This window comes from Sulfitobacter sp. M39, assembly GCF_021735935.1.
In the GTDB taxonomy this organism is placed as follows: domain Bacteria; phylum Pseudomonadota; class Alphaproteobacteria; order Rhodobacterales; family Rhodobacteraceae; genus Sulfitobacter.
Genome location: NZ_WMDZ01000003.1, coordinates 82,501 through 100,184 on the forward strand (window position 1 = coordinate 82,501; position 17,684 = coordinate 100,184).

At 57.1% G+C, this 17,684-nt stretch carries 13 protein-coding genes, 1 tRNA gene, 2 rRNA genes and 1 pseudogene; 6 read left to right on the forward strand and 11 right to left on the reverse strand.

What is annotated here, in order from left to right:
• The first annotated feature begins 168 nt into the window (after positions 1-168).
• From GLP43_RS15870 to GLP43_RS15880, 3 genes are all read left to right on the forward strand, one after another.
• Positions 169-2,999, forward strand: a 23S ribosomal RNA gene (locus GLP43_RS15870).
• A gap of 86 nt (positions 3,000-3,085) precedes the next feature.
• Positions 3,086-3,200, forward strand: a 5S ribosomal RNA gene (gene rrf / locus GLP43_RS15875).
• A 73-nt stretch (positions 3,201-3,273) separates the two neighbouring features.
• Positions 3,274-3,350 (forward strand) — tRNA-Met (locus tag GLP43_RS15880).
• Here the strand turns inward: GLP43_RS15880 and GLP43_RS15885 are convergent.
• Positions 3,307-4,494 carry a recombinase family protein gene (locus GLP43_RS15885; protein WP_237280130.1) on the reverse strand — a complete coding sequence of 396 codons (1,188 nt, stop codon included), beginning with the start codon at positions 4,492-4,494 and terminating at the stop codon, positions 3,307-3,309. The genes GLP43_RS15880 and GLP43_RS15885 overlap by 44 nt on opposite strands.
• A gap of 317 nt (positions 4,495-4,811) precedes the next feature.
• On the opposite strand from GLP43_RS15885, the gene istA reads away from it, so the two are divergent.
• A complete protein-coding gene (gene istA, locus GLP43_RS15890; protein ID WP_237278577.1) occupies positions 4,812-6,341 on the forward strand; it encodes an IS21 family transposase in 1,530 nt (509 codons plus the stop codon).
• Positions 6,331-7,122, forward strand: a complete 792-nt coding sequence (istB, locus tag GLP43_RS15895; RefSeq protein ID WP_237278124.1) for an IS21-like element helper ATPase IstB — start codon at positions 6,331-6,333, stop codon at positions 7,120-7,122. The genes istA and istB overlap by 11 nt, the downstream gene beginning before the upstream one ends.
• A gap of 476 nt (positions 7,123-7,598) precedes the next feature.
• On the opposite strand, the gene GLP43_RS15900 is transcribed toward istB, so the two are convergent.
• The 3 genes and pseudogenes from GLP43_RS15900 to GLP43_RS15910 form a co-directional block, all read right to left on the reverse strand.
• Positions 7,599-7,832 (reverse strand): hypothetical protein, encoded by a 234-nt coding sequence (locus GLP43_RS15900; RefSeq protein ID WP_237280132.1) that lies wholly within the window; start codon positions 7,830-7,832, stop codon positions 7,599-7,601.
• Positions 7,781-8,427, reverse strand: a pseudogene (locus GLP43_RS15905) (transposase). The gene GLP43_RS15900 and the pseudogene GLP43_RS15905 overlap by 52 nt, the downstream one beginning before the upstream one ends.
• 207 nt (positions 8,428-8,634) lie before the next feature.
• On the reverse strand, positions 8,635-10,086 hold the full coding sequence (locus tag GLP43_RS15910; RefSeq protein ID WP_237280109.1) for an aminotransferase class V-fold PLP-dependent enzyme: 1,452 nt from the start codon (positions 10,084-10,086) through the stop codon (positions 8,635-8,637).
• Between the two features lie 102 nt (positions 10,087-10,188).
• On the opposite strand from GLP43_RS15910, the gene GLP43_RS15915 reads away from it, so the two are divergent.
• The gene (locus tag GLP43_RS15915; RefSeq protein WP_237280110.1) at positions 10,189-10,662 is read left to right on the forward strand and encodes an Lrp/AsnC family transcriptional regulator; all 474 of its coding nucleotides are present in this window, start codon (positions 10,189-10,191) and stop codon (positions 10,660-10,662) included.
• Positions 10,663-10,747: 85 nt separating this feature from the next.
• On the opposite strand, the gene GLP43_RS15920 is transcribed toward GLP43_RS15915, so the two are convergent.
• The 7 genes from GLP43_RS15920 to GLP43_RS15950 form a co-directional block, all read right to left on the reverse strand.
• Positions 10,748-11,842 (reverse strand): C45 family autoproteolytic acyltransferase/hydolase, encoded by a 1,095-nt coding sequence (locus tag GLP43_RS15920; RefSeq protein ID WP_237280111.1) that lies wholly within the window; start codon positions 11,840-11,842, stop codon positions 10,748-10,750.
• A gap of 1 nt (position 11,843) precedes the next feature.
• On the reverse strand, positions 11,844-12,917 hold the full coding sequence (locus GLP43_RS15925) for an extracellular catalytic domain type 1 short-chain-length polyhydroxyalkanoate depolymerase (RefSeq protein ID WP_237280112.1): 1,074 nt from the start codon (positions 12,915-12,917) through the stop codon (positions 11,844-11,846).
• Positions 12,918-12,947: 30 nt separating this feature from the next.
• Complete coding sequence (locus tag GLP43_RS15930) at positions 12,948-13,364, reverse strand: CopG family transcriptional regulator (protein ID WP_237280113.1); 417 nt, start codon at positions 13,362-13,364, stop codon at positions 12,948-12,950.
• A gap of 78 nt (positions 13,365-13,442) precedes the next feature.
• Positions 13,443-14,864 (reverse strand): UdgX family uracil-DNA binding protein, encoded by a 1,422-nt coding sequence (locus tag GLP43_RS15935; protein ID WP_237280114.1) that lies wholly within the window; start codon positions 14,862-14,864, stop codon positions 13,443-13,445.
• Entirely contained in the window at positions 14,864-16,099 is a 1,236-nt protein-coding gene (locus tag GLP43_RS15940) for a putative DNA modification/repair radical SAM protein (protein ID WP_237280115.1), read from the reverse strand. Before GLP43_RS15940 ends, GLP43_RS15935 begins: the two co-directional genes overlap by 1 nt.
• 111 nt (positions 16,100-16,210) lie before the next feature.
• Positions 16,211-16,630 (reverse strand): response regulator, encoded by a 420-nt coding sequence (locus GLP43_RS15945; RefSeq protein ID WP_237280116.1) that lies wholly within the window; start codon positions 16,628-16,630, stop codon positions 16,211-16,213.
• The gene (locus tag GLP43_RS15950; RefSeq protein WP_237280117.1) at positions 16,582-17,682 is read right to left on the reverse strand and encodes an HWE histidine kinase domain-containing protein; all 1,101 of its coding nucleotides are present in this window, start codon (positions 17,680-17,682) and stop codon (positions 16,582-16,584) included. Before GLP43_RS15950 ends, GLP43_RS15945 begins: the two co-directional genes overlap by 49 nt.
• Between the last annotated feature and the right edge of the window lie 2 nt (positions 17,683-17,684).

The window sequence follows — 17,684 nt, forward strand, 5'->3', positions numbered from 1 at the left end:
TAAAAGTATGCTTTTGATCTGGAATAAGGGAAGACAGTTTCTTACCAGCTTCTGTCTCCCGCGTTGGACTGACGTCCTGCACTCTACCGGCCGTTTGAGGGTCTAAATTGTCCTCAAGTAGCCGAATAGGCGGTAGGACATTAAATCGGTCTTTCTTTTTCTGGATCAAATCAAGCGCGAAAAGGGCGTTTGGTGAATGCCTTGGCAGTAAGAGGCGATGAAAGACGTGATACTCTGCGATAAGCCATGGGGAGCTGAGAATAAGCTTTGATCCATGGATTTCTGAATGGGGCAACCCACCTGATACTTTGTTATTACTGCTCTTCGGAGCAGCTAATAATGAGGTAAACCAGGTATTTATAGACTGAATACATAGGTTTATAAAAAGCAAACCCGGGGAACTGAAACATCTAAGTACCCGGAGGAAAGGAAATCAATTGATACTCCCCTAGTAGCGGCGAGCGAACGGGGACCAGCCGAGCCATGAGTGTGGTTAGAATGCGTTGGAATGCGCAACCAAAGTGGGTGATAGTCCCGTATAAGAAGCATGATTGGACGTATTAAGTAGGGCGGAACACGTGAAATTCTGTCTGAAGATCGGAGGACCACCTTCGAAGGCTAAGTACTCCTTACTGACCGATAGTGAACCAGTACCGTGAGGGAAAGGTGAAAAGCACCCCGACGAGGGGAGTGAAACAGTACCTGAAACCGAACGCCTACAATCAGTTGGAGGGACTTTACGTCCTGACAGCGTACCTTTTGTATAATGGGTCATCGACTTGGTCTCACAAGCAAGCTTAAGCCGTTAGGTGTAGGCGTAGCGAAAGCGAGTCTTAATAGGGCGTTGAGTTTGTGGGATCAGACCCGAAACCGAGTGATCTAGGCATGGCCAGGTTGAAGATAAGGTAACACTTATTGGAGGACCGAACCCACATCCGTTGAAAAGGATCGGGATGAGCTGTGCCTAGGGGTGAAAGGCCAATCAAACTCGGAGATAGCTGGTTCTCTGCGAAATCTATTTAGGTAGAGCGTCATCCGAATACCCTCGGGGGTAGAGCACTGGATGGGTAATGGGGCCCCACAGGCTTACTGATCCTAACCAAACTCCGAATACCGAGGAGTACTAGATGGCAGACACACAGCGGATGCTAACGTCCGTTGTGAAGAGGGAAACAACCCTGACCTACAGCTAAGGCCCCTAATTCATGGCTAAGTGGGAAAGCAGGTGAGACGACCAAAACAACCAGGAGGTTGGCTTAGAAGCAGCCATCCTTTAAAGATAGCGTAACAGCTCACTGGTCTAAATAAGTTGTCTTGCGGCGAAGATGTAACGGGGCTCAAGCCATGAGCCGAAGCTTAGGATGCATTAATTGCATGGTAGCAGAGCGTAGTGTGACATAGTTCCATGTCTCCTTAGCCCTTCGGGGTATTGGAGACGCGGAGCTTTCTGTGAAGCCGGCGCGTGAGCGATCCGGTGGAGAGATCACTAGTGAGAATGATGACATGAGTAGCGACAAAGAGTGTGAGAGACACTCTCGCCGAAAATCCAAGGGTTCCTGCTTAAAGCTAATCTGAGCAGGGTAAGCCGACCCCTAAGGCGAGGCCGAAAGGCGTAGTCGATGGGAACCAGGTTAATATTCCTGGGCCAGATGGAAGTGACGGATCTCGAGGGTAGTTCATCCTTATCGGATTGAATGGGCTGCTTAGAGGTCCCTGGAAATAGCTCCATCGCTAGATCGTACCCTAAACCGACACAGGTGGATAGGTAGAGAATACCAAGGCGCTTGAGAGAACTATGTTGAAGGAACTCGGCAAAATACCTCCGTAAGTTCGCGAGAAGGAGGCCCGGTTTCTAGGCAACTAGAGGCTGGGGGCACAAACCAGGGGGGTGGCGACTGTTTATTAAAAACACAGGGCTCTGCGAAGTCGTAAGACGACGTATAGGGTCTGACGCCTGCCCGGTGCCTGAAGGTTAAAAGGAGGAGTGAGAGCTCTGAATTGAAGCCCAGGTAAACGGCGGCCGTAACTATAACGGTCCTAAGGTAGCGAAATTCCTTGTCGGGTAAGTTCCGACCTGCACGAATGGCGTAACGACTTCCCCGCTGTCTCCAACATAGACTCAGCGAAATTGAATTACCGGTCAAGATGCCGGTTACCCGCGGTTAGACGGAAAGACCCCGTGCACCTTTACTACAACTTCACACTGGCATTAGGCCGAACATGTGCAGGATAGGTGGTGGGCTTTGAAGCGTGAACGCCAGTTTACGTGGAGCCTCCCTTGAGATACCACCCTTGTTCTGCTTGATGTCTAACCGCGGTCCGTTATCCGGATCCGGGACCCTGTGTGGTGGGTAGTTTGACTGGGGCGGTCGCCTCCTAAATCGTAACGGAGGCGCGCGAAGGTTGGCTCAGAGCGGTCGGAAATCGCTCGTTGAGTGCAATGGCAGAAGCCAGCCTGACTGCGAGACTGACAAGTCGAGCAGAGTCGAAAGACGGCCATAGTGATCCGGTGGTCCCAAGTGGGAGGGCCATCGCTCAACGGATAAAAAGGTACGCCGGGGATAACAGGCTGATACTGCCCAAGAGTCCATATCGACGGCAGTGTTTGGCACCTCGATGTCGGCTCATCTCATCCTGGGGCTGGAGCAGGTCCCAAGGGTACGGCTGTTCGCCGTTTAAAGAGGTACGTGAGCTGGGTTTAGAACGTCGTGAGACAGTTCGGTCCCTATCTTCCGTGGGTGTAGGATACTTGAGAGGAGTTGCCCCTAGTACGAGAGGACCGGGGTGAACGATCCACTGGTGGACCAGTTGTTATGCCAATAGCAGTGCTGGGTAGCTATGATCGGACAGGATAACCGCTGAAGGCATCTAAGCGGGAAGCCCCCTCAAAACAAGGTATCCCTGAGAGCCGAGATAGACCATCTCGTCGATAGGCCAGAGATGTAAGCGTAGTAATACGTTCAGTTGACTGGTACTAATTGCTCGATAGGCTTGATTTGATCCAGTAGAAGAAAGACTTCTTACTAGGACAAAAGCATACACATACAATCAGTCGTACTGACTTGGACATAGAGGTTTTACTCGGTTTGGTGGTCATAGCGTAAGCAAAACACCCGATCCCATCCCGAACTCGGCAGTTAAGTGCTACTGCGCCAATGGTACTGCGTCTTAAGACGTGGGAGAGTAGGTCACCGCCAAACCTAGCAAAACCTCTACGTATCTCTCAACGATGACAATAAAAACTAAAGCCAATACACAATCATTGGCCCCCGGCGCGGGATGGAGCAGCCCGGTAGCTCGTCAGGCTCATAACCTGAAGGTCGTAGGTTCAAATCCTACTCCCGCAACCAGCTTTAGCGAACAGGCCGCACCCGAAAGGGTCGCGGCCTTTTTGCTGTCCCCAAAGCTCAATAGTTCCAGAAGCTTACCTTGGATCTCGAGCTCATGATGTTCCTTCTGCTCGTCCCAGCTCACAACCACCGTGTCGATCAATGTGTGGAGTTCGTCAGCCGCTGAGCCTGCCACTACCTCATCCGATAGCGTGCTTGCGAGATCAGCCACGTAGGTTCTGTAGAGGGCGGGCAGGTCTTCCGGCAGATCGATGGGAGTGGGGACAAGCGCTTCCCGCTCGGCCCGCAGTGCCTTCAGCTCCGCATCCACCGCATTCAGCCGTTCGATCAGTGCCTCTGAAAAGGTGCCGCCTTCGACCGCGCGCACCAGATTGGCGTGGGTCTTCTCCGTCTCCCGGATCCGATCATCGTGCCGACGCAGGGCCTCACCGGTCTCGTGCTCTTGGGCCCGGATCTTTTCTACAAACTTCTTCCGAAAATCCTCATAGGCGGCGTCTTGCATCAGACCTGTGCGCAGACCGCTCAGGATGCTTTCGGCTGCGTCGGTCTCGGACAGGCCGGGCATGCCTGTGCAGACAGACTTGCCCTTCTCCTTGTGGTTGGCGCAGTAGTAGCGCCGCCGGGCCCCTTTGCCCGCAACGGTGAGGTTGCCGCCGCATTGGCCGCAGCTCAGCAGTCCTGAGAGCAGATACTTCCGTCTACGCGCACTTTGCGCGGCACCGGCTCCGGAGCGGCCCTTGGCTTCGGCCTGTGTGCGTTGGCCGTCAATTCCCTCTTGGCGTTCCTTAACCCTGCTCCAGAGGACTTCATCGATGATCCGCAGTTCCGGCTTCTCGGTAATCAGCCAGTCTTTGGGCGGGTTGGGCTTGGAGACGCGTTTCCCGGTCTCAGGGTGTTTGGAATAGCGTTGCCGGTTCCAGACGTGTTGCCCGATGTAGAGTTCGTTGTTGAGAATGCCAGTGCCTCGGGCCCGGTGGCCGTAGATCGTGTTGGCCTTCCAGTGACCACTGCCTGCGCCACGTCCACGTGGGGCCGGGACGGAAGCCGCATTGAGATCGGCAGCGATCTGGCGCGGGGACTTGCCAGCTGCGTATTCCGTAAAAATGCGGTGGACAATGCTGGCCTCTTCGGGCTCGATCTCCATGACACTGCCGTCTGACTTACCGTCGCGCTGAGGCAGCGCTTTCGAACGATACCCGTAGGCTCGCCCTCCGGTGTTCTTGCCGGCTTCTGCACGGCCGATGAGGCCGCGACGGGTCTTGTGTGACAGTTCTTCCAGAAACAGCTGTGCGAAAGTGCCGAGAATCCCGATGTCAAAGATACCCAGCTTGCCACGATGAAGCTGGTGTGTTGATTGTCACCGAGAACTGACCCGGCAACTGTAGAAATTGTCATTGAGAATTGACCCATGTGCAACCTTGCCCCTGCTTGAATCAGCTGGGAGCTATTGGAGTGTTAGACATGGGATTTCTGAGGATTATTCGGAAATGGGCTCTGCGAGACAAGATGCCCATCCGCGAGATTGCGCGCCGGACAGGGGTGTCTCGCAACACGATCAAGAAGTATCTGCGGACAGGGATAGTTGAGCCCGAGTTCCAGATTTTGAACCGACCGAGCAAGTTGGACCCTTATGCTGATAAGCTGACAGGCTGGTTGCTGTCTGAGCAGCGTAAATCACGGAAGGAACGGCGAACGGCCAAGCAGATGCATGCGGATCTGGTTCAGCTCGGTTTTGATGGTTCATATGAGCGTGTCGCGGCCTTCGTGCGGAACTGGAAGGGCGAACGACAGCGTGCTCAACATACGACTGACCGTGGTGTTTTCGTGCCGTTGGTCTTTCAGCCAGGCGAGGCGTTCCAATTCGACTGGAGCGAGGACTGGGCCTATGTCGGGGGCGAACGCCTCAAGCTTCAGGTCGCCCATATCAAGCTGTCTCACAGCCGCGCATTTCTGGTCCGGGCCTATCGGCTGCAAACGCATGAGATGCTGTTCGATGCCCACTGGCATGGCTTTCGAGTGTTTGAGGGTGTTCCGGGGCGTGGCGTCTATGACAACATGAAGACAGCCGTCGACCGGATTGGCGTCGGAAAGAAGCGCGATGTAAACGCACGGTTCCTTGCGATGACCAGCCATTATGTCTTTGACCCTGAGTTCTGCAATCCCGCGGCAGGGTGGGAGAAAGGTCAGGTTGAGAAGAATGTGCGCGACGCCCGCCATCGGCTTTGGCAACTCATGCCCGCCTTTCCGAACCTCAATGCGCTGAATGAATGGCTGGAGGAGCGCTGCAAGCTTCTGTGGGCCGAGACACCGCATGGCAGATTGCCTGGCAATATTGCGGATGTCTGGGACGCCGAGAAGGCCGCGCTGATGCCACTGCCCACAATGTTTGACGGCTTTGTCGAGCAGAGCAAGCGGGTATCCCCCACTTGTCTGATAGCATTCGACCGTAATCGCTACTCAGTGCCTGCCAGCTTTGCGAACCGCCCTGTCAGTCTCCGCATCTATCCTGAACGGCTGGTCATCGTCGCCGAAGGCCATGTGGTCTGCACGCATGAGCGCATTATTGAACGCTCACACCGTCAGCCAGGGCGCGTTATTTATGACTGGCACCATTATCTGGCGGTGGTTCAACGCAAACCCGGCGCGCTGCGCAACGGGGCGCCCTTCGTTGAGATGCCAGAAGGGTTCCGGAAGCTGCAGGATCATATGTTGCGTAGGCCAGGTGGTGACCGCGAGATGGTCGACGTTCTGTCCTTGGTGCTCCACCATGACGAACAGGCCGTGCTTTGCGCGGTGGAAATGGCGCTGGATGCGGGCGTACCAACAAAAACCCATGTCTTGAACCTACTTCACAGGCTGGTGGATGGCGCACCGATAGACCAGCCCGATGTGACCCCGCCTGCGGCCCTTTCTTTGAATAAGGAGCCCGAGGCCAATGTCGCACGATATGACGGGCTACGCACTACAGGAGGAACACGTCATGCGTCATGATCCCGCAGGCGCTGCCATCGTCATTATGATGCGCAGCCTGAAGATGCCGGGCATGGCACAGGCCGTGCAGGACCTGCATGAGCAGGGATCGCCCGCTTTCGATGCAGCGATCCCCATGTTGTCGCAGCTGCTTAAGGCCGAAATAGCTGAACGTGAGGTGCGTTCCATCGCCTACCACATGAAGGCAGCACGCTTTCCGGCATACAAAGACATCTCTGGCTTCGACTTTAGCGCCAGCGAAGTCCGTGAAGCTTTGGTCCGTCAACTTCATCGATGCGAGTTCATGGAGGCGGCTGAGAATGTAGTGCTGATCGGAGGCCCTGGAACGGGAAAATCGCATGTCGCTACCGCCCTCGGCATTCAAGCAATCGAGCATCATCGCAAGCGTGTGCGCTTCTTCTCCACGGTCGAGTTGGTCAATGCGTTGGAGCAGGAAAAGGCCCAAGGCAAGGCAGGAAAGATCGCCGAGGCGCTGGTGAAAGCCGATTTGGTGATCTTGGATGAGCTGGGATATTTGCCGTTCAGCGCTTCGGGTGGCGCGCTGCTGTTCCACCTTCTGAGTAAACTCTACGAGCGCACCAGCGTCGTTATCACAACCAACCTGAGCTTTAGCGAATGGGCCAGCGTGTTCGGTGATGCCAAGATGACCACCGCGCTCCTCGACCGCCTCACACATCGTTGCCACATTCTCGAGACCGGCAATGACAGCTATCGGTTCAAGGCCAGCTCGGCGACAGCCAAACAAAAACGAAAGGAGAAAGCGGCATTGACGCCATCATAAAGCAAAGAACATAACAACTGGGTGGGTCAAGTCTCAGTGACAATGCCGGGTCAGTTATAAGTGACAATCAACACCGAACGTATCCTTCGTTGGCCAAAGTACCCGTATCAGTCACCTGACGAACGAACGCAGCGCCGATAGTCCCAAACGCTCCAGCACTCATAGTCCGGGATGTGGATGCTGCGGCGGCGGCAAAAAGAAAAACAGCAAAACCCTGCACCGCCCCGACGGGTCCAAAAGCTTTCCAACTAAACGTCCCTGGATGATTTCTCACTAAAACCAAGCGCCATTTGTCCAAACTAAGTGTAGCGTGATACGCCAAACTCGGGCTCCGCGAAGCTGCGCCGCGGCGTGGGTGATCCCGGCATAGATCCGCTTGGGGCCGTTCGCGTCGTGTCAGCCAGACTTCCCTTAGCGTTGAGCTTGGCAGCTTCATGTGCGTTATGCTTGCACCGGACACTAGAATAAATTGTGTTTCAGGTACCAAGGAACGCCTTTAAGTCTGACTGCGTTAGGTCTTCTACAAAGAACAGATGGACCGGGATATCGCCCGAAACCCTGCTGACGATACGATCGACAGCAGATCTGGAAATGCCGTTATCACCCAACGTAACGACGAAATCGATTGGATTCTCAAGGGTCGTTGCGACGGTTTCCGCTATCTCAGTTTCATCAGTTCTTCCCTGAATACTTCCGTTGGTGCGCGCCATCCCAGACACTTTCTGGGCGTGCCGTTCAAGCGCTCTCAAATCGACTTCATATCTCGATTTGAGAGCGCAGCCACAGGCGCATCTCTTGGTAAGTAGCGCCGAGCACGCTTGTTCAGGTTTTCGACGGAACCCTTTTGCCACGGGGCCTGCGCGAATGGTGCGGTCTCCGTTTCTTGCGCCGGTTTGGGAGGTATCGGGCCAGCTCTTTGGATTGGCCGTCTGGACTGTAAACATAAGCATAAATTGTCTCGTGGCTCACACGAACTCTCCGGCCTTCAAAGAGCAATCGACCCGCGATCTGTTCGGGAGACCAACCTTCTTTGAGCTGTTTGATCACAGCCTTTCGCAGGCCGACAAGGCGCACCAATTTTCGACGGCGCGCACGCCTTTGAACCGCAGCGCGTTGAGCAACGACACCATAGTATCCGTTCAATTCCGGCAGGTCGTTGTCGGCATAGCGGTTGCGCTTGATGTCACGATAAATCGTCGAAACATGCCTGCCGATCTGTGCTGCTATCTCTCGTATAGGTATCTTAGCATTCAACATATCTTCGATCACGCGCCGTTCACGCAGGTTTAGCTCTGTATGGGCCATCTTTCATTCTCCTTGCTTTCCAGCAAGATAGGGAAAATTTCGCAACCCAGTTTAGAATGTGCCCCGGCTACAGCCGAATAACCTATAATTAGGATTATGTAATACAGCTTCCCGCCCATTCGTACTTCCTAGCTGAACGCAACCATGCGGCTATCGGTCTACTAGAAATAGACACCCTTAATAGATACTGAAAAACCGTGGGCATCGTCACGCGCACGAAGCCTGTCGTTGCGTTGGCGTAAAACGGGCGGTGGCTGGATCGACAGTGTAGTCAATGGTGAATGCAGCGGAATTGCGCGCGATACAGACGACTGCGTCAATGATATGATCGACCTTGTCACCATCCATCAGGGCGGAAAAAGCGAGGCGGGTCCAGCCGGGTTTGGCGATCTCATTTCCCGATAGTATGTCCTGACGAAGCCGGTCCGACATCGCCCGATCAATATCCAGTAACCGGTGGGCATAGGGACCAGCGCAGGCGCAACCGCCGCGGGCCTGAATGCCAAAGTGGTCAGACAGGATGCGGCAGATAAGCTGCGGATGCACGACCTGCCCACGTTCGTCATGGACCATGAAAGAAAATATCGGCAAAGCGGCGGCATTGGGGTTGGTCAGCAGTGTCAGACCCGCCGCGTTTGACCATGCGGTCACCGCCCTGCGCCGATGCGTTTCAAGGCGCGCGGCCATACGGTCTGCACCAACCACGTCCTTGACGATAAAGCACAATGCGGCGCGGATATCGCCAATGACGTTGGGCGTGCCTGCTTCCTCGCGCGCCACCACGTCGCAGGAATAGTCCTGACCCCACGGTGATACAAAGCGCACGGTGCCGCCCCCGGGACTGGTGGGTCGAACCGGCTTTACGACGTCGCGTCGGAGGACCAGAACGCCGGAGGCACCCGGCCCCCCAATGAACTTGTGCGGAGACACGACGACAGCATCCATACCCAATCCCATATCGATAGGACGATAAGGTCCCGCCCCTGCATAATCCCAAACGCTTATCGCGCCGTTTTCTTTCAAAAGGCGCGTGATCACGGCGACATCGCTGAGTATACCCGTGACGTTAGATGCGGCGGAAAAGCTGCCGATCATCGGGCGCCCGCGGTTGGCGGCAAGTTGATCAACCAGATCGCCCATGTCGGGGCCGCCATCAGGGGCTTCTGCTATTTCGACAACCTCGGCCCCGGACTCGCGCCACGGCAGAATGTTTGAATGATGCTCATACGGGCCGATGAGCACCAGCGGATTCCGCCCGTGGGCCACCATTGTATCGACCCCCAACAGACCGGGCAGCTTAGTCAGACCCGCCGTCGCCCCGGCACCGGCAAAGATGATGGCATGATCTTCATCCGCCCCACAGGAAGCCGCCACGACACGCCGCGCGCCCGCGCGCAAACGGTTCATTTGACGACCGCAGAATGACGCTTCGGTATGTGCATTGGAATAATACGGGAGCACATCTTTGGCGATCCGATCTTCAACTTGCTGAAGCGCTCGCCCCGAAGCGACGTAATCTGCGTAGATCAAAGGGTTCGGTCCGCGGGGCCCCGGCACCATGATCCCCTCGCCAATCAGACCGGACTGTAAACTGCGGATCGCATCGCCGGCGCTTAGGTCTGCGCGAAAGCTTTCAAAAAACTCGGGAATCGTCGTCATGGGTCATATCCTTCACTTTGTCGCAATTTGAGGTGATAATGACAGATGCGTATGCGATAGATTTTATCTAAATTTGACAATTAGCCGAAGGTTTTCGATCAAATGACCCAAGATGCACCCCCTACCCTCGACCGGATCGACGCCGCGATCTTACGTGTATTGCAGAAAGATGCCTCGCTCTCGCAACGCGACGTGGCAGAGCGTGTCGGCCTTTCGCAAAATGCATGCTGGCGGAGGATATTGCGGCTAAAAGAGACGGGGGTGATCACGGGGCAAACGTTGCGTCTGGACCATGACCGTATCGGGCTGGGGTTGACGGTTTTTGTGATGCTGCGCACGCGGGATCATTCGCCAGAATGGCTCAAGACATTTCGCAAGACGGTTCTTGGTATCGAAAACATCATCGACGTGTTTCGTATCGCGGGTGACTACGATTACATGCTAAAAATCGTTGCCGAGAACATGAATGATTTCGACCGCATTTATCAACGTCTCATTGCAGGCGCCGCGCTAGAGACGGTGACATCCTGCATCGCAATGGAGGCGATTGCAGACCGACGCGATCTGCCCGTTTGAAACTGGTTCACGATATAGACGCTAAACCGTGAATAGAGCGGGGCGGGCAAGGGATAGACGGTCGTGCCGCCTATCCCCATGTAGTCTAGGCGACATCAACACCCGCTGGCACAAACCTGCGCCAGTCGACCCCGCGGCCCGCTGCGTAGTCCAGACCGATTTGCACCCAATCGATGTCACCCCCTGGGGCCACCGACGACGGGGCGCTGCCATAGACAACCTCACGGGTGCCCTCCTCGAATGCATCGATCGACTGCGACCAGACCTCTTCGTCCCAATGCAGCGTCATCTTCCGGCGTTTGGGTTCGTATTCGGCGGTGAAAAGCGTGCCAAACCCCTCGGCGTAGCGGTCTTGCTTCAGCGGCGCTTGGGTGAACTGGCTTGCTAGCGTCGCGGGGGTGACCCCGTCAGACAAGACACTAACAAGGTGTTTTGACCGTTCAAACGTGCGGGTAAAACTGCCTCTGTCGGGTGTGCTGCCGTCGGTCTGGTGGTTTGTGGCGACAAGCCGCGGCTGCACCTTTGCCCCGCCACCGGCGTACATCTCGACGCTTGCACCGGCACCCGAGGCATCGGCGACCACCACATTATACGGCATATGCGACGGCACGCGTTGCAGCACGCGCAGCGCTTGGGGGACGGTTTCGCAGGTTTCCAGAACATAGCGCAAGATTGTGGTGATGCCGAACCCGCGCCCTGTTTCCTGCCGCCCGCCATAGGCCAGCGCGATGCTGAGCCCCGCGTCGTTGATGCCATCGGACAGGCCCCAAAGGAATTCGACCATGCCCATCACGCGCCGACCGGTCCAACCGCTGTGCAGCAGCAGGCCTTCGTTCAGGTCAGGCGACAGATCGTAATTTCGTACCAGCCGGATGTCGTCGTCCGAAGTAGCCACGGCGAGGGAACAACCGCCCAGATAGCTTGGCGGGCACCATGTAGACAGGAAACGTGCCGCACGGTCCGACCCGCCCGCGAGCGCTGTGAGCTTGGCATGAACAGGCACTAATTCGGGCATATATTGCTTTAGGGCCGCCTCGCAGGCCGCGCGGTCAGGGCCGTTATCGCCGCCGCGTGCGGCAAACCATGCCTCGTAAGCAGGCCACGATCGGGCCCATCGGGCTGCCCATTTCGGGCCCGGCGTGGCTTCGCTGATCGCGTCAAAGGTAAGGGAGTGTGTCATATCATGCGCCTTTCGTAGGCAAATTGAGGAAAAACCGCAGCATTTCGCGGCTCGCATCTGGTCCTGTAGGGTCCGTGTACGACCCCGCGCTGTTGCCGCCCGACCACGCGTGACCAAGGCCCGAGACGGTCCATTGATCCATCACGACATGGCCTTTCGGTGCCATCACGCTGCGGCGGGAAAAACTGCGCCCGCCCGCTTTGCCATCGTCCAAAACCTCGGGTCCGCTTGAGGCGTGTTTGGCGATCGCGTCCGCATTTGCGGCACTCACAGTGGTATCCGCATCGCCCTGGAAAATGATCGTCGGGATAAACTCCCCTGTGTCAGAGCCTGTTGCCCCCTGCCCCATGGCCGCAAAAGCAGATGGCACATCATGGGCCGCACGGTAGGGCAAACCGGAATGGGCACCCACCGCGTCAAAGACATCCCGATAGGTTTGTCCCAGCACCACAGCCATCGCCGCGCCGGCCGACAGCCCCGCAACAAAGCTGCGCCCTTTGGGAATAGAATGGTCGCGCTGCAGCTGTTGCATCAGGCCCGCAAGGATCGCCGGTTCACCCGCGCCGCGCATCTGATCGGCCGGATCAAACCATTTCCAGCAGTTCTGCATATTCGCCATGCGCGATTGCGCCGGATAGACCACGATCAACCCATGCTCCTGGGCCAGTTGGTTCATGCCCGTGCCGTTGGCAAAATCCACAGGGGATTGTTTGCACCCGTGTAGCATCATCACCAAACCTGTCGGCGCAGCGCCTTTGAGATTGGGGATATAGAGCCGATAGTCACGGCTGCCTGCGCTGCAGGAAAAGCTGCCGCTGTCGAATGTGGCGCCCTCGGGCAGGTCCGGCTCGGTGCTGTCACCGCCGTTCAGGGTTAATTGCGCCAGCCCCGAAAGCGTCTCGCGCAGGCCGCGGCCGATCTTGGCTTTTCCAAAGGGGCTTTTGCCACCTTTCGCCATGCTTCCCAGCCCTCCGGCGCCAAGCGCGTTCTGGATGGCTTCGGTCGCCGCTTTGGGGTTACCCGCGCGCACAAGTTTTCCGGCACGGCGCATGGCCGCGTTAAATTCATCTGTCATGTCGCATTCCTTTTTAGGATGATGCCGGAGCTAACTGATCCGGTCGCCGAGTGCTTTTTTGACGTCGGTGCTGGCTTGAAGCGCCCCCAGCACGTTGATGGAGCCGATGGTCGCAAGCGCCAGCTCTGGCGTCACATCCCGCGCGATACGGGCCAGACCGACGACCTTGATGTGCAGCACTTCATTTGCCGCTTGCACCGCCTCGAGGTCCGCGACGGAGTAATCGCGCAGACCCATTTCCATTGTGTGACGGTCGATAGACCGAGTCACCGTCTCCGATTGATGATCCAACTGTTTACGGATCGCCGTGCGGATGAAATCGCTGCGGTTAGAGTAGAACCCCTCCTGCACCAGCAGGTCGATCCGCCCTAGATCGACAAAGCCGAGGTTGATCGTGATCTTTTCGTTCTCGGGTTGCTTTTCCCGTAGCTGCCTGACGTTGCTCATCTCGATTCTCCATCCATGTGGATGGTATATGGCATCCAATAGCCATATTGCAACTGCCCCCTACGAGGTTACGCCTTTTCAGGCCAACATTCGTACGGCGGCGGCCAAATCGTCTTGAAATTGGGCAGTTGCGTCGGCTTTGGCCTGAGGATCGGGGAGGCGCAAAAGATACGAGGGATGCAGCGTCAGCAAGACCGGCGTGCCCGAGGGCGTTTGTTCGACCGTGCCACGGCGGGCGGTGATCGCGTCGCGCCGTCCGGTCAGGCCTTCCGCAGCAGTAGCCCCCATGCCCAAAATCAGCTTGGGTTTGACCTGCGCGATCTCGGCATCCAGCCACCAGCGGCAATGCTGGATTTCGGATGCATTTGGCCGTTGGTGCAGACGGCGTTTACCGCGCGGGGTGAATTTAAAGTGTTTCACCGCATTGGTCACAAACGCCTTGTCCCGCTGCAGCCCCGCCCGCCCTGCGATCTGATCAAAGAGCTGCCCCGCGGGCCCGCCGAAGGGCCGCCCGCTTAAATCCTCCTGATCGCCCGGCTGTTCGCCCACGATCATCAGATCGGCATTCATGGGGCCCTCGCCCGGTACGGCCTGCGTTGCGTAGCAATGCAAGGGGCAGCGGGTGCAGGCGGCGATGTCCTTGGCCAGCGCGTCTTTCGGCCCCTCCCACGCGGATTGATGCGCGGCAAGTTGCGCCTGCACCTGCGCCAGACGCGGCGGTGGGAAGGACGGTGCTGCCTCGGCCATGGCGCGGGCACGGGCGGGGGCGTCGGCGATCATCTGGGGGATATGCGCGGCCTCTGGCATGTTCTTCCAGTATTTCTTGGGCATCTCAGACTGCATGGCTTTGACCATCAACCGCGCGGGGTTAAAGATGTTCTGGAAATAGGTGATCCAAAGCTGTTCGCTCGCGTCCTCGGGCAGCGCGGGCTTTTCCTGCCCCGCGCGGAAGGTCAGTTTGCCCCCCTCGAAAATCGCGCAGACATCCGGCGTGAGAATGCGCCAATCCATATCGCTGAAACGACGCAGGAAGAAATCAGCGGTGGGTTCTACCGTGTGATACGTCGGCTCGAACCACGCGGCAAAGGACCGGCGGGGGGCATCGGGCCCGCCAATTTCGCGAAAGCGCACGAACGCCTTCATCTTGTGCTGGCAACGATGCACATTTTTCTCCATCCGGCGCAGGCGCGACAGGTCGGCATCACCGCGATCCGTCATCAAATGCGGTGCGTCCTTCAATCGCCAGAGAAACGCATAAAGTCGCGCAAACCGTTCAGGATCGCTGTGCCAGACGACACTGCTCGCCATGCTGATGAAGCTACGCGGCACGGTCACCTGCCCGCCCGTCTGCATCGGGGCGGTGGCACCAAAAAGATCGGGTGCCGTGCTGGTATCGCCCCACAGGATCGCCTCGGGTGGGATGCCGGCGGCCAGAAACTGCCGCGCCGCATCACGCCACGCCTGCGCCGTGCCGATCTTGGGCATGACCGCGCGGTGCATCAGAACAGCGTCAGCTGTTCGGGCGGCGGCGCAAACCGCGCGCGCAGGTCGATGCTGTCGGTCAGCCCGCCGGGGGACCAGCCGCCTGCGGTGATAAAGCTGCGCGCCTTCTTCATGGATGCACCCATGCGGATCAGATCCTCGTAGCGCAGGGTGCGGTGGCGGCGCGTGGACAGGATGCGGTTCACAGTCTTCACCCCGAACCCCGGCACCCGCAACAGCATCTCGCGGGTGGCACGGTTCACATCCAGCGGAAACACCGCGCGGTGCACCAAGGCCCACGCCAGTTTCGGGTCAACTTCAAGATCAAGGTTCCCGTCCGCGGTGACGGATGTAATCTCGTCCAACTGGAAGTCATAGAACCGCAGCAGCCAATCCGCTTGATAGAGCCTATGTTCGCGTTGCAACGGCGGCCGGATCAGCGGCAGCTTGGCCGAGCTGTCAGGGATGGGCGAGAAGGCAGAATAATACACCCGCTTCAATTTATAGCTGGAATAGAGCCGCGTGGACTGGCCCAGAATGGCCGCATCGTTCGACCCATCCGCCCCGATGATCATTTGCGTCGATTGACCCGCGGGCGCGAACCGTGGCGGGCGCTTGCCGGTGTGGGATGTGTCTTTCGACACCTCTTTGCGCAACCGGAAATCGGCCATCGCTTTGCGGATCTGATCGGGCTTCTTTTCGGGAGCATACTGCTTAACGGCGGCATCGGTGGGTAGCTCAACATTGATCGACAGCCGATCTGCCAGCAGCCCCGCTTCCGCGATCAACTCTGGCGCGGCGTCGGGGATAGTCTTCAAATGGATATAGCCGCGAAAGTTTTCTTCGTGGCGCAGTTTGCGCGCGATCTGCACCATGTCGGACATCGTCGCATCGGGCGATTTGATCACGCCCGAGGATAGAAACAGCCCTTCGATATAATTGCGGCGATAGAATTCGATGGTCAGCTTCACCACTTCATCGACACTAAACCGCGCCCGCGTGACGTTGGACGAGGCGCGGTTGATGCAATAGCTGCAATCATAGATGCAGAAATTCGTCATCAGGATTTTCAGAAGCGAGATACAGCGCCCGTCCGGCGCATAGGCATGGCAGATGCCCGACCCCTCGTTCGACCCCACCCCCTTTCCATCGCGCGAGTCGCGTTTCGTCGACCCCGAAGAGGCGCAAGACGCATCATACTTTGCCGCGTCGCTCAGGATTGCCAGTTTTTGCTCTACAGTTTGCTTAGCCATATGTTCACTATATGTTCACATATGGCCGTTGTCACGGGGGCAAAGTCGCCCCGCCCTGCGCCGCAGTGTCGCGGCGCGCGGATCGTCGCCGGCGGGGTTTCCTGTCTGAGCTTACTCGGTCTCTAAGCTTGGGTAGACGCGGCGCAGCGTCTCGATCAGCTTCTGACTGCTCACGGGCTTTTTCACAACGCGGTCGTCCGGCCCGAGAAAGCTGATCTGGTCGGCGTCATATGCGGTGATGAACACAAAAGGGATACCACGGTCCCGCAAAATATCGGCCACGGGTTTCGATGTTTTATCGCGCCCAAGGTTCACATCGAGAAAGGCGATATCAATATCCCCTTCCCGCGCCTTGGCCTTCGCATCTTCCAAGTGAATGCTAGGACCAACCACGTTAAAGCCGATGTCTTCCAAAAGATCGGTCATTTCAAATGCGACAACGACCTCATCTTCAACGATGAAAATATTCTGAGGTTGATTTGTCATTCTGCTGCCTGCTTTTCCGTCTGTTGCGGCATCTTCAAATGCCATTCATATCCGTTTGGCCCGAAAACCGTATCGATTTTCCCGCCCGTTTCCGCCTCGAGGGCACGCCCTGTGATGAAGCTACCAAAACCTGTCTCGCTGGGTTTCTCGGCGGCAGGGCCGCCTTGTTCCACCCAGTGGAGTTCAATAGAGGAACCCTCGGCGGCGCTGCCTTGTTCCCAAGATAATTTCACAACACCGTCAGGAACCGACAAGGCTCCGTATTTCATCGCGTTTGTCGCCAGTTCATAAAACGCCATCGACAAGGACAGCGCCTGGCGCGATGGCACCTCTACCTCCGGCCCGGTCAACGTGATCCGCCCGCCGCCAATCGGGTCAAGCACATCGGCAGCCACGGCACCAATCGCGGCGCGGTCCCATGTTGTGCCCACCAGTTTGGAATGGGCGGTCGCATAGGCGTTGAGCCGTTGATCAATTGTCTCGCGGATGCCGCGCTGAATGCTCATCTTGCGCAAGGACTGGCTGACGATGGATTTGACCACGCTAAAGGCGTTTTTCACGCGGTGGTTCAGTTCGGCAATCAGGATATTCTGCGCATCACGCAGGCGGCGTTCCTCGTCGATGTCAATCAGGGCGACCGTCGCGCCGATCCGTTCACCGTCGCCGTCCAGTACCGGCTCGCCAATGATGCGCATCCAGAACCGCGTCCCGTCCCCACGTTGATAGTTCACGTCAATTTCAACGTGATCTTCCTTGTTCTGGATCACCCGCGCCAGAGGGTATTCATGCCCCTCTACCCGGCGCCCGTCTTCGTGAAACGACACCCATTCGCCATAGGCTTCCACATCATCAGAATGCAGCACCGGATGGCGCACCATCTTTTCGACGTGGCTGTTGCCATAGATGATCTGTCCCTCGGCATCCGCCATCAAGACGCCAACCGGCACAGTTTCCATCATCGCTTCGAGAAAGTTCAACCTATGCGAGGCCCGCTGCGACCGCTTCTTAGGCGCATCCGCCTCGACATTCTTTGCCGCCAGTTCTTCTTGCACATGCAAAAGCTCTGTCGCCATCTTTTCCGTGGGCTGTGTCGGCATGG